The organism is Pseudomonas sp. FBCC-B545 (genome assembly GCF_059134095.1).
The window spans coordinates 5,013,299-5,026,996 of record NZ_CP101441.1 but is presented as its reverse complement, the minus strand read 5'-3'; the positions used below and the strand labels follow the sequence as shown (position 1 = coordinate 5,026,996).

The 13,698-nt window shown below is 62.7% G+C and carries 4 protein-coding genes; 3 read left to right on the top strand and 1 reads right to left on the bottom strand.

Features of this window, described 5'->3' with window-relative positions:
* Nucleotides 1-36: 36 nt before the first annotated feature.
* Nucleotides 37-4,863, bottom strand: a complete 4,827-nt coding sequence (locus tag NMB39_RS23250) for a dermonecrotic toxin domain-containing protein (protein WP_494340011.1) — start codon at nt 4,861-4,863, stop codon at nt 37-39.
* A gap of 221 nt (nt 4,864-5,084) precedes the next feature.
* Between NMB39_RS23250 and NMB39_RS23245 the strand changes: the two genes are divergently transcribed.
* The 3 genes from NMB39_RS23245 (at nt 5,085) to NMB39_RS23235 (ending at nt 13,649) form a co-directional block, all read left to right on the top strand.
* Nucleotides 5,085-9,710, top strand: a complete 4,626-nt coding sequence (locus NMB39_RS23245) for a hypothetical protein (protein WP_494340012.1) — start codon at nt 5,085-5,087, stop codon at nt 9,708-9,710.
* A gap of 353 nt (nt 9,711-10,063) precedes the next feature.
* Nucleotides 10,064-11,485 (top strand): amino acid permease, encoded by a 1,422-nt coding sequence (locus NMB39_RS23240; protein WP_057021430.1) that lies wholly within the window; start codon nt 10,064-10,066, stop codon nt 11,483-11,485.
* A gap of 145 nt (nt 11,486-11,630) precedes the next feature.
* A complete protein-coding gene (locus NMB39_RS23235) occupies nt 11,631-13,649 on the top strand; it encodes a M3 family metallopeptidase (protein ID WP_494340013.1) in 2,019 nt (672 codons plus the stop codon).
* The last annotated feature ends 49 nt before the right edge of the window (nt 13,650-13,698 follow it).

Below are 13,698 nucleotides of genomic sequence, written 5' to 3'. Positions count from 1 at the left end.
TCGGACTTGTCTAAAGCGTAGACGTAGATTGACGCTTCAGACGGGTGCTGTAGACGGACCGGGCACCGGCTCGGCTACCGCGGTCACCGCAATGTTCAGGCGCTTGAGGCGGCGCACCAGGAAGGCGTCCCCTTTGAAGCTGCCGTCCAGGCGAACGTAGCGGTACCAAGACGGCAAATGGATGCCGTTTTCGATGGCGAACTTCTCGAGGGCGATTCTGTTGCGGTTGGCCGGGTCGCGGGTTTTTTCGTACCAGGCTTTCAGGTGCTGGTCTGTGATACGCCGGTTGTATTTTCCGGTGATGCGCGTATTGAGTATTTTTGATTGCCGGGCCATGCCCCTGATGGTCAGCGCACCATCTCGCTGGACATAGATTTCCCACACCGAGAGCTTCACGCTGTTCTCCTGCCTGAACAACTGCGCGCTCTGGGGCGTTTTATGGGGCGCCTCGGCCCAGCGCATAAAGGTCGAATCACTGAAGGGCTTGGCTTCGAAAGTGAGGCGTTCGATACCCCGGGCCGTTATTTCTCCGCTCTGTTTAACGTGTTGGCTCCAGGTTCTGAACGGGATACCGCGTTCGGCGAAAAATACGGCCGGTGTGAGGGCGGGCGTCTGTCCGGGATTTTGCGCCAGTGTGGTGGCGACGTACACCTGCCACTGCCTGAGCGCTTCGTCCACTTCCTGGCTGGTCTTGGGGGCACCACCGGGCAGGCGTTCCAGGGTGTCCAGCGCCCAGCGCTGCGTGCCCGCGACCCGGCGCAAGCGAAAGGGCGTGCTGGCACCTGAGGGTGTCAGCACCCGTGCGACCACACCATTGGGATCGTAGAGGTTGAACGAATCCTGGATACGCAGAACGACCTCATCGCCCGAGGCGTGGGTGCCGCGCACCAGCAAGGTCGAGGGCGAGCCCGCGGTCCGATAAATGGCATTGCCTTCGGCCAGGGAAGCGCTTGCGGGAATCCCGCCGGGCACTGCCAGGTTGGCGCTCTGGCGTTGGAATTCACGCTGATAGCCCGGCAGGATAGCCTGGCTCATCGATGTTGTACCGCGCGCGCCCGAACCGAGCACCAAGGGCAGTGGGCGCAGGCTGATACCGGCACTGCGCGCCGCACCGGCAAGGGGCGCGCCGGCGTTCGCCATCTCGACCATGACCCGGCCCGCAAAGCCATGGCGCACAATCAGCCCGGGGATGTTGCGCCCCAGTTTGCGCAGGGTCTGCAGCGTCAGGCCGCCCACTCGGGCCAGCCATTTCACGGTCGACGCGGCGTAGTGCCCTATGCCTGGGAACGCGCCGAGTGCGGTCAAGGCGATCTCGACGCCGTACATCACCTTGTTGAAGGCGGACTGGCTCTCCAGTTCCTCATTGCTCAGCGTCTGGTCGTCGGCCTGGTTTGCCAGGTACTGGTGATTCTGGCGATACAGCCCGGCGAGGAAATTCTCGGTGTGGGGAGCGAATCGTGGGTTCAACAAGCGCGTACCGGCAGGCAACCTGGCTTTGAGGTAAGCCTGCCAGGCCGGGGTCTGCGCCAGCTTAGCCAACTCGGCCTCGCTTTTGATCTCCCTGAGCAACTGCCCATCCGGCGCGTCCGGGGCATACAGCACGACAGGCTCTTCGACCGCCGTACCGATCAGCAGCACACCGTTTACCGTTTGACCGCCACGCCCTTCGGGAGCGTCACTGGCGGGATTGAACATCAGCGCCGCAGCGATCACGCTCTGGCCGTCTACGGGCTGGCGGTTTTTTGGATCGGGGGCTGCCAGTACCGCGGTGACCCAGGCGGCGGCTTTCTTTTGCGCGTTGTCACTGGCCAGCGGCGTGCTATAGGCGTCCGGGTTCAGCTCGGCCAATAACGCGGCGTAACTCAAGGTGGCCTGCTGGGCGGCCATCCACGTGTCTTTCAGGGTTTGGGCCTGGCTCGTCATGGGCTGCGGATAGAGGTTTTGCTGGAGTACGTTTTCGATATAGCGCGGGCCGATATCCAGCTCTTTGAGCCACTGTTCCAGCACGTCTTTTGCCAAGGTGATGGGTTTGCTGCGGCCATCGCGCAGCCATTGGCCTGCGGCGTTGGTCAGTGTGGCGTCGAGCTTGTCGTCAGCGCTCCAGGTGAGGCTCTTTTCCCAGGGTTTGGTATTTCTCAGGAGCAGCTGCGTCAGGCTCATCCGCTCGACGTCACCCACGCTTTCATGACTCGAGCCAAAGCCACTGCCGGCGCTGATGCGTACCCGTTCGGTACGGGTGACCAGGGTCAGGTCCGGGTCTGCCTCAGGCCCAGGGCACCCGGCCTTGACGGTGGCGGCCAACGCTTTCAAGGCCGGTAGCGCATTGATCTTATCCATCACCTGTTGCCTGGCGTATTCGCTCAACGCGGGTACGACCTTCCACTGGTGCGCCAGTGCCTGCTGCTTCTCAAGGGCTGTTTGGGCGCGGTTGTGCAGGCGGGCTTTGTCTGTCGGGCTGAGGCGTTTCTCCCAGTTTGGCTGGTGCTCATCGAGCAGCAGTTGGTTGCGCGCCATGAATGCGGCAGATGTGTCCAGCAGTTCCGCCAGTCCGGCACGGCCGTTGTGCTCGACGTCGCCGGGGCCACAGGTGGGCTTGAAGTCGGTTTCGCTCCAGTGTCCGGCCTGGCCCAGCAGGGGCTGGATGTCATCGAGCTGTTTGTCCAGCAGGCTTTGCACGGTATCGGCAATGAAGTCGCCTTCAATCGGCCTGAACACCTTGCTCAGGTGCAGGCCCCAGAGCCCATCGAGCTGCTGGGCCTGGCCGATCGGCAGGGTACAGGCGAGCAGCCTGCCAGCTTCCTCGGCGGCGTCGAGACGGGCGCTCAATCCCTCGTGCAGCATCTGCAAGATCGGGAATTCTTCAAGCCCCTGGCCGGGGGAAAACAGCACCACTGGGCCATGCACCGTGCTGCCGCCGCTGCCTTGGGTACTCAGGTTCTTGTGCCCGTTGGGCCAGTGGGGCAGGGTTGATAGGCTGGCGTCGCTGGGGGTCAAGACGAAGCATCCAGCCAGTCGCTGGCCTTGAGCGCTGCCGGTGTCGATCGTCAGTTGATACACCCCGGGCCGCCGGCCATGGCTGAAGCGGGCTTCGCGCCGCGCCTGGCTGGGATGCCCCAGCACGCGCTCGATCAACAGCTTGGCGGCCGGGCTCAGGGTATTGTCGATAAAGCGCAGGCGCGCCTGCACGTCCAGGCACTGACGGTACAGGTCGTTGAGCTTGATTTGCGGGCAGCTTAAGCCAGCCACCGGGGGGGTGTGCCAATAGGCGGTGACCTGCGTCGGCAAGCGCGTGCGCAGGGTTCCGACCAGTCCTTGCAGGGTGCCGTTCCAGGCCACTTGCTCGGTTTCGGCTACCGCGCTGGGGCTGGCGAATACCGCCTGGGCAACTGCGACATCCGTGGGTTGGTCCTGCACAGTGTCCGTGGGCAAGCGCCGCAACAGTGCTTCGCGCAGAGGCTGGGAGGATTCCAGGTGGCGGGTGCCCGCACTGTCGCTGCGGTAGCGGTTGACATATAAGTCGTCTGTGCGGGCGCCCGTGGGTAACTGGGGGAAGGTTTCCTCGAGCAGCGTCGATAACACGCTGTCCAATGTCGGGTGTCTGTCCTTGTCCAGCAGGTAGCCGATTTGATCGTTGAGCGAATCCCACAGGCGGATCAGGTGCTTTTGCTGTTCGCTGTCGGGCGCGGTGTGGGCTGTGGCGGTGAATGCCATGGGGTCGAGGGCCGCGGGCAGGCGCTCCAGCAGCGCCTTGTTGCCCGCCAACGGCAGCGCCAAGTGGGTGTGCAGCGTGTCGGTCAATGCCTCGAACGTGGTGTTGGGGGTACCAAAGGCGTGGGTGATATCCGCCTGCTGCTGTTCGCGCTGGGCGTGAAGGCAGTGGCTGAACACTGGCCCGGTGATCGTGGTAAAGCGCAGGTTCTGCCCGCTCTTCAAGACTTCGCTGGCGCGCTCGCGTTCGCTACTCGGCACGTTGGCCAATAACAGGTGTTTGTCTGTGCCGCTGACCAAGCGCCTGCTCAAGGTGTTTTGCAGGGTGAAAAAGTCCTTGAAGGTTTCGCCACCATATTGCGGGGTGTACAGCACCGCCGGCAGCGTCGAGTGCAATTGTTCGCTGAGGATGAACGCCCCGTTGAGCGGCACCGACCACGTGGGCGCCTGTGGGTCATACAGGGTGAGGCTGACCGCCCGCGGCGGGGTCGCGGCCCCCGAGGTTTCATGCAGCAGCAGGTTCTCGATCAATTGCCGGCCTTCGGCCAGCAGTGTCAGGTCCGGGTGCTTGGCCTGGCGCGCGTTGAGCAGTTTCAGGTCCGCTTCGATACGCATCAGGTCACGCAGCTGTTGGCTTACGGCATCCTGGACACTGAGGGCGCCAGTGAGCGGGTGCGGCCCGGACCAGAAATCCCGGAGCCTGCGTTGATAAGCCAGCAGGCTGTTCTGGCGCAGGTCATCGACCAGCGCATCCAAGGCCGCCACTTCAAGGGCGGCAAACTCGCCGTTCGTGCCTGCGCTCAACGCGTCGTGGTAGAAGCCCATGGCCGGACCGTCGGGCGCGGTTTGCGTCGCCTTGGCGAGCAGGGTGGGTGCGGCGCCAGTGACAACGACCGCTTGCACGACCTGGGTCAGGTTGCGCGAACGCGTGATACGCGGCACCTGCGAGGGGCTGTCGTAGGTGTATTCATTCAAGTACAGCGCATCAGGGTTCAGAAGCTGGTCGGGCAACAGTTCACCCAGTTCCTGGCGCAAGGCGGCGCTCAGTTGCGTGGCGAACAGCGGCTGGCAATCAAGCAGGCTCTGCAAGCTACTGGTGCACAGGCTGAGTTGGCGCAGCAGCTCTTCATGGGTAGGGGACGGGAGTGCGGGCATATCCAGGGTTTTCCGTAGTGTGGGTGATCCGTGCGGGCCTTTGCACAGCTGTCGAAGAAAACGACCGGCCCACACTACGGAGCGCGACGCCGGCCCAGAGGGTAATTAACTACCTCAGCGGGACTCGCGTGGCGGGGCATCGACAGCGGTAATTGTCTATGGCAATGGGGCGAAGGGCAGGGCGTAGCGTTGCCGTTTTAACCGGATGGAGAGCGCTCATCATGACCACCCTCAACCCCGCCCCGGCGTCGCCACGCCAGGCGGCTATCGAACAAATCCACACCCTGCTGCATCCGCCGCCGTCGTTGCGCACGGTCGCGCAGCAAAGTGCCCAGGCTGACCTGGACCAACACTTCGGGGCAGCAACCTGGCATGCCGAGCGGCTTTATATCGGCACGCCGGACGAGAGCGACGACGCCCTGGTCTACCAGCCTCTGGTCGATTGTTTACTGCAGCGCCTGGCCACGGCCAAGCCGCTGCAGCTGGTGCAGGGTTACCAGGTGGTTGTGCAGCGCCAGCGCGAGGTGTTCGTGCCCGGCGGCCCGACCCTGGCGCAACTGGAAGCCCTGGTCAATCGCTGCGGAGCGCTGCTATTGGGGGCCTATGCCCGGCACCTGCAAGCCTGGTGGCGCGAAGACTTGCCGGTGAACATGACGCGTTGGGGCTATGTGTCGGATGACCTGCTGGCGTTGCTCTATGAAACCCCGCCGCCGCCAGGTTTTACCGCGCAACGTTTTGCCAGCGTATTCCCCAGGCACTTGCTGCGCCCCAGCCGGCCTGACCCGCAGTGGAGCCTGCACGGTGATGCGGTACGCGTGCAGGCCCTGTACCTGCGCGGCGAACCTGGAGCGAATGACGCGGCGCAGATGCTGCCGTTGCTGGTCCTCAGCCATGGGCCGCAGCGTGTACTGTTCAACCCCGCCACTGGCCTTCATCCGTTGCCCCGCCTCGAAGATGTCGCCACGCGGCTGGCGGCCTATGCCCCGACGCCCGGCGCGCTGACCCAGTGGTTTGCCGCCGATGTCGAGGGCGATCCGTTCGACGCCTTGGCGGCGAGCTACCTGGCGCAGCAACTGCGCGATATCGACCGCATCGACCGCAGCATCCCCCTGGCGCCCGGGCAACATCAGGCGCTGCTCAACTACATCACCGACGCGCGCCGCTGGTTTGTCTCCCGGCCCAGCGAGTTGCAGCGTAACCTGCGCAATGTCATGCCGCTGTGGCTGGCCCAGGCCAGCGACGCTGACAGCATTGCCTATGCGCGGCTGCTCCAGGCCTGGGTGCTGGCGCGCCAGGACAGTGCCGGGGCGCATTTTCTCGAGGGTATCGGCTCGATCCAGCAGTTTGCCGACAACGTCCTGCAAGCGTGCTTGAGGCGCGAATCCAGTGCCCAGGAAGTACGCCCCGGCAATATCCGCCTGACGTTCAAACGCGTGGTCGCCGCCGCAGTGCCGGTGCAGGGCGGTTTCATCGCGGGTGAAGTCGACCCCGTAACCGTCACCCTTACCGAGTTGGCTCTGGAGAACCTGGCCGGATTCCCCGCTACCCCCACGGCGATCACCCTCGACAATGCGAAGGCCCCGGCATGGCTGACGTACAACCTGCTCAAGGGTTGCGTGACCCGCGCCAATGTCGGCCAGGCGTACCCGGATCTGCTCAAGCAGAAACTGGTGGATGACCCGCAGCAGTCCACCCGCCGCCTACAGCTGTTCAGGCGCCAACTGCGCGTGCAGCTGCCGATGCTGGCGCTGGAATTGAAGATCAAGGGCGAGCACGGCCTGACCCGGCAAGGCTTCAAACGTGTACATGCCGTGTTGCAAGCCAAGACCGCCGACCGCCAGGTCGACGGCCAAGCGATGGCGTTGTGGCCGCTGGCTTTCAAGGCCTCGTCGGACGCGGCTGAGGATGTGGTTGCCAACCAATTCATCATCGGCCCACGACGGCTGCAGACCGGTATTCACCTGCTGTACCGGCCCTTGCTGGAACCGATGTTGCTGGAGTTTGTGTCGATAGGCGCCTTGTTCGCCGCAATCAAGGCCCCAGGCCCGTTGCAGGACGGCGCGCTGACCTGGCTCGCCCCTGGGCGCCGGGCGGTCTATGCCAACGGCGGTTTTGACGAACCGCATATACGTCGCTTTCTGGCGGGTGATGAGTTCACCCAGTATGAAAAACCCGCACCAGCGCAACTCGCTAAACAGGTCAGTGCCGAGGGGCCGACCAGCCAGGTGTTCAACGCGACCGCCAAGGCCCTGATGGCGCTGGCCGACCGGCAATCGGTGTCAAATACCGAACAGCGCTGGGCCAGTTTGAAACAGGCCGGGTGGTTGCTGTTCGGCGCTGTGCTGCCGTTCGCACAGGGACCCTGGATGCTGGGCGGGTGGCTACTGCAACTGATGGACAGCTTGAAACAGGATGTCCAGGGGCTGGCCAGCGGCGATGAGCAAGTGCAGAGCGCGGCGGTCGTGGATGTAGTGATGAACCTGACACTGATCCTCGCCCACCAGGGCGCTCCTTACGATCCACAACAACAGGTGCCAATGGAGCATCCGCTGTTTGCGCCCTTGGCACAGCCCGAAGTTATTCCAGGGCGGCCGGTGCCGACGCAGATCCCGCTGCCTGCGACCTTCCGCGCCGCCGCCGGCTGGGCCAATGCCCGCTCGACCTTGACCGCCGCCCAGCGGGCCCGACTGCGCACCCTGAGCCTCAAGGCGTTCGCCGAGCCCTGGCCCGAGGCCCTGCCCGACGCCGAACAAAGCGGCCGCTGGCGTGGCTTGTTGCGTGATACCACGCACACCCCGGCCCAGTGGCAGGCCCTGGTGCGTGGGCACTTGTACCGGGTCCAGGCTGAAGAAGGTCGCGTGCGAGTGATCAGCGCCGATGGCGCCACCCTCGGCCCCCGGCTCAAAGCGCTGGGCGAGGGCCGCTGGGATGTTGATTTGCGCCTCTACCTGGACGGCGGCAATGCCGACAGCGTGATTCAAAGTGCGCAACAGGCGGCGCTGGCTTCACTGCCCACGCTTGAGCGTGAGTACCTTGAGGCAAGCCAGGCACGCATACGCGCCCAGGCAGCCATGGAAGTCGCGGGGAGACTGATGCGCCAGGCCGCCCCCCTCAGCGATGAGCAACTTTCCCAGGTCCGCGAGCGCTATCGCACGGAAGTCCAGAACAAGGTGCGCCTCTCCCAGCACGAGCTGCAACTGCTCACGCGACTGCGGGAGATCAAGCCACGGCCCCATTACGAAGAGGATCTTTGCGAAGTGCTGGAATCGCTGATTCTGGCCTTGCTGCTGCTGGATGCCCAGGTCCGGGAGCACATGCTGCGGATCAATGCCCAGGTCAGGCCGCTGTTGGAGTTGTTGGAAAACGAGAGCGCCGAGGAGGCTGAGTCAGATATTAACCATCAAGCCCATATCCGCCTCCAGGCGCGGATGAGCGAACTGGTGGTGGTACAGGCGTCGGCGATTGAGTGGCGCACCCTGGAAATCAGTGCCATGCATCAATTGCGCAACGTACCGCGCCTGGGGCGTGATAGAGCCGCTGCGCTGGTGGCACAGATACCCGCGCGGCCGTCTAACGTGGACCTCAAGACCCTGCAAATGACCTCCCTGTGGGGCCTGAGTATCGATGCCGGCGGCCCGCCACTGGAAGACGAGTTCTACCAGGGTTTGAACCAGGTGATGAACCGGGCCCGGTGTGCCAGCCGTTCCCTGGCGGACCTGGAGCAATTGGCCGTGACCCGCGATGAACGCATCGAACTGCTTAAAAGCTTCAGCCAGGTGTATGCCTCGACCGACGATCATATCGAGTTCTGGCGCGCCATGACGCCGGAGAGCTTTGACTTGCCCTATCTGCAAAAGCTCCAGTCGTTGCTGGGTGGTTTGCGCGAGCAGGTGGAGGAGGAGCTGGCGGGGCTGCTGGCTGTGGATGCGCCAACCGCCAGTGCGCCTGTGGCAACCGCAGCGCGGCAGAAGAAGATCATTCGTACACGCAATCGTGATGTGTATGTGGCCCGCTTCAAGGACCGCGCCCAGGGCAGTGGTGCCGAGACGGCGGAACTGGTGGATGCCAAGGACAATGTGATCGCCACCTTCACCGAGGCGGCGGACGGCGTCTGGGATCCCGAGAAGCAACCAGCCCCGCGTTCCGCGGCCGATCCGCAATTGGGCGCGTTGATGAACAAGGGGCAGCGTCTGCTGCGCGATGTCGACAAAGCGATCCTCAAGGTGCAAGCGCTGGCCGCGACCTGCACGCCGGCGTCCCAGCAAGCGTTGCTTGAGGAGCAGGCCACCAGCCGACGGATGGTGGCCGACAGTATTGCCGGCAAACTGCGCAGCCTGGACCATTCGCGCTTGCCGGCCGTGCAGCTCGGCAATGCCAGGGCCCGGGAAGGCGAGCTGCGGGCAGCGGCGCTGCGACTGGAGGCGGCCGGCGTGCAAGCACGGGTTCGCGCCAGCAAACTCAAGCTGGACAGCACAGAGGACCTGGCTTTTCTGCACAGTCTCAACGAGGTGACCATCATTCGCCAGGACGCCCGCGTACCGCTTGAGGGCAAAACCCGAGATTTCCTGCAGGTATACGTGGTGGCGGATGCCCATACCGAACAACCTCTGTGCTATGCCCACTTTCACTATGAACGCAGCCAGGGCCCGGATGACCACTACACCGCCGCACATCTCAAGAGCCCCGAGCAGGAGCGCCTGGGGCGCCAGGCCCAGGCCGAGGTCGAGGCGCAAGCCTTTGCACGTATGCGTACCGGCCAGGCCGGGCGCGTGCGCCAGACCCTGGAGATTGATCGGGCGAGCATTTCGCGGGCGTTGGCCAGGCGCGTGTTTTTCAGTGTGGATTAGCCTTGGCGACTGATGACGGCTCGCTTGCCAACAGCCCGGGCACAAGCGCCCGGTTGCAGACAAGTTATGTAATAATTCCTGCCGTTTTGCGCCGTGAAGGCCGATCTAGACGCCTGGAGCTGCCGCCGCCGAAAGCGGTTTTTACGGGGCTTATCGCCAAATTTTGCTGTTTATTAAGTGAAAAGCCCTGTCGGTAGCTTTTTATACTGCACGCCCCGCTGACCTGCCCGGTTTCCTACGGCCAGGCGGGTTTGCCCACGAGGCAGACCCGGTCCCAGCCGGTGTATCAGGCCATCCGCTGATACACCTGAGGCTCGGTGGCTAATCCAATAACAAAATGAGGTTGTACCTTTATGCCCGTCGGCAACCCACTGCCCCATGGCGAGACCGCTCAAGGCGGCCCGCTCAAACGTGAACTCGGTGAACGGCATATTCGCCTGATGGCCCTCGGCGCCTGTATCGGTGTCGGCCTGTTCCTCGGCTCGGCCAAGGCCATCGAAATGGCCGGCCCGGCGATCATGCTCTCCTACATCATTGGCGGCCTGGCGATTCTGGTGATCATGCGCGCCCTCGGCGAAATGGCGGTGCACAATCCCGTCGCCGGTTCGTTCAGCCGTTATGCCCAGGACTACCTCGGCCCGTTGGCAGGCTTTCTCACCGGCTGGAACTACTGGTTCCTGTGGCTGGTGACCTGTGTCGCGGAAATCACCGCCGTCGCCGTGTACATGGGCGTCTGGTTCCCCGACACACCGCGCTGGATCTGGGCCCTGGCGGCACTGATCAGCATGGGCACCATCAACCTGATCGCGGTCAAGGCGTTCGGTGAGTTCGAGTTCTGGTTCGCGTTGATCAAGATTGTCACCATCATTGCCATGGTGATCGGCGGCGTCGGCATCATCGCCTTTGGCTTCGGCAATGACGGCGTGGCACTGGGCATCTCCAACCTGTGGGCCCACGGCGGTTTCCTGCCCAATGGCGTGCAGGGCGTGCTGATGTCCCTGCAAATGGTGATGTTCGCCTACCTGGGCGTGGAGATGATCGGCCTCACCGCCGGTGAAGCGAAGAACCCGCAGAAGACCATCCCGAATGCCATCGGCTCGGTGTTCTGGCGCATCCTGCTGTTCTATGTGGGCGCCTTGTTCGTGATCCTGTCGATCTACCCGTGGAACGAAATCGGCACCCAGGGCAGCCCCTTTGTGATGACTTTCGAGCGCCTGGGTATCAAGACCGCCGCCGGCATCATCAACTTCGTGGTGATCACCGCCGCGCTGTCGTCCTGTAATGGTGGCATCTTCAGCACCGGGCGCATGCTCTACAGCCTGGCGCAGAACGGCCAGGCGCCGGCGACCTTCGGCACCACCTCCAGCAACGGCGTACCGCGCAAGGCCTTGCTGCTGTCGATCTTTGCCTTGCTGCTGGGGGTACTGCTCAACTACCTGGTGCCGGAAAAAGTCTTTGTCTGGGTGACCTCGATCGCCACCTTCGGCGCGATCTGGACCTGGGTGATGATCCTGCTGGCCCAGCTCAAGTTCCGCAAGGGCCTGAGCCCGGCCGAACAGAAAGCCCTGAAATACCGCATGTGGCTGTACCCGGTCAGTTCCTACCTGGCCCTTGCATTCCTGGTTTTGGTGGTGGGCCTGATGGCGTACTTCCCGGACACCCGCATTGCGCTGTACGTCGGCCCGGTGTTCCTGGTGCTGCTGACGGTGCTGTTCTACGTGTTCAGGTTGCAGCCGACCAACGCAGGCAACGGTGCGGCGCTCAAGCAGCCATGAGCTACTGAGCGCGCCTGTGCACGCAAACGTGGCGCCTTAAGGGGCGCCACATTTGCGTGTCGGTGCCCCTACCTATCTATTCCTCCCTGCGGTTATTCACTCTTTAGGCTGGCTGCTTCGACTGCCATTTTTTAAGAGTGACCCCATGCCCGACACTAATCCCCTGCTGCTGCCCTATGATCGGCCGCCGTTTTCAGCGATCCAGGCGCACCACCTGCTGCCCGCCATTCAGCAGATCATCACCGAGTGCCGCAGTGCCACCGCTTCGATTATTGCCAGTCAGGCAGCCTTTCCCACCTGGGATGACCTGGTGCTGGCCGTGGATGAACTGGAAGCGCGCCTGGAGGGTTTTGTGCATGTCCTTACGCTGCTTGACTCCGTCCCCCAAGGGTGGGCCTGGCAGCAGGCATCAACGCGTAGTCAAGCGATGGCAACCCAGTGCAAAGCCGAGCTGGCAGGCAATAGCGACCTGTATCGGCTTCACCGACAACTGGCCGCCAGCCCGATCGCCGCGCTGTTCAGTGAGCAACGCCAAGGCGCGCTGCAAAAAAAGCTGCGCAAGTACCGCGTGGCCGGCCTTGAGCTGTCACCGGACAAGCAGCTACAGCTCAGTGCGTTGAACCAAGACATCGACGTCTTCAGCCAGGCATTCCTGGACCGCGTGAAAAACGCAAACGATGCATGGCGCAAGCACATCCTGGACGCGTCATTGTTGAGCGGATTGCCTGATTCAGCTCAGGCACGCATGGCGGCCGCGGCTACGGCGGCCGGTCTGCAAGGCTGGTTATTGACCCTGTCGGAGCAGTCCTTTCGCGAGGTGATGACATACGCCGATCATCGAGGCTTGCGTAAGGAAATCATGCTCGCTTACTACAGCCGTGCAGTGGACCGCGGCCCGGATGCGATTGCCAATGACAATGAACAGGTGCTGACAGCGCTGCTCTATAGTCGTCATCAGAAAGCGCAGCTGCTGGGTCATGCCAATTTCGCCCAACTGGCACTGGTGGAGCAGATGGCAGGCACGACGGAGCAGGTCAGCGCATTTATTCACCAACAGATCGACCTGGCACGCACAACGTTTACCCACGAGGCACAGCAACTGCAAAACTATGCCGCGCAACGCGGTATCGATGTGTTGGAGCCCTGGGACCACGATTATTTCGCGGAAAAAATCCGTCAGGATCTGGCGGGCATCTCCCAGCAAACCGTGGGCAACTACTTTCCATTTGAGTGGGTACTGCAAAGGCTATGCGCGTTCGCCAAGACTCTGTTCGGCGTCGATTTGATCGAACAGGCCACGGTCGATACCTGGCACCCGGATGTGCGGGTATTTGAGCTCAGAGAGTACGCAGAACCGATCGGGCATTTGTTCATTGACCCTTATCGCCGCAGTGAGGCGGCGGGGTTTGGCTTCACATCCAGTCTACGAAGCCATCGAATGACAGCTGAAGGACGACCAAAACTGCCCATGGCGGTGCTGCGTACCCAGATGCCGGCCCCGACCAAGACCCATCCTTGCTTGATGGGTCATTTACAGCTGCGGGTCTTGCTACACGAGTTCGGCCACTGCCTGCAGCACCTGTTGACCTCGGCGCCTTACCGGGCAATCTCCAGTATTGAACAACTGAGCCGTGACGCGTCGGAGTTCGTCAGTCAGGTCTTGGAGCAGTTCTGCTTTACACCCTCGTTCCTGATCTGGCTCTCGAGCCATTTCCAGACGGGAGAACCTCTGCCTGACGACATGGCCACCAAAATCAGCCGGTTGATTCACACCCAGACCAGTCAGGAAACCGCCAGGGTTTTGCTCACAAGCCTGGTCGACTTCGAGTTGCACCGCACTCACGGTGACGGACGCACACCCCATGAGGTTTTCAGCCAATGCAACGCGCAAGTCGGGCATTTGCAATGGCCGGCTGGCGCTCGTCCACTCAATAGCTTTGAACAGCTTATCGACTACGGTGCCAACGCCTACTCCTACAGGTGGTCGGGTGTCCTGGCCAGGCAGGCATTTGAACGGTTCGAGCGTGACGGGCTGTTCAACCCGGAGACCGGGAAAGCCTTTCGTGAAGCGTTCATCACTCAAGGGGACACCGGCACATTGTTAAAGTCACTGGCGCTTTTTCGGGGTGAAGGCGACTCCTGCGCCGAGCACTCCAAGGCATGACGCTTCGTTGTATATATAGCGCATCGGTGCAAGCCTGAACTGCCAGAGT

Excerpts from the sequence above, each read along its gene's own strand:
- NMB39_RS23235 (WP_494340013.1), top strand. The coding sequence starts at position 11,631 with ATGCCCGACACTAATCCCCTGCTGCTGCCCTATGATCGGCCGCCGTTT.
- NMB39_RS23250 (WP_494340011.1), bottom strand. The coding sequence starts at position 4,863 with ATGCCCGCACTCCCGTCCCCTACCCATGAAGAGCTGCTGCGCCAACTC.
- NMB39_RS23240 (WP_057021430.1), top strand. The coding sequence starts at position 10,064 with ATGCCCGTCGGCAACCCACTGCCCCATGGCGAGACCGCTCAAGGCGGC.
- NMB39_RS23245 (WP_494340012.1), top strand. The coding sequence starts at position 5,085 with ATGACCACCCTCAACCCCGCCCCGGCGTCGCCACGCCAGGCGGCTATC.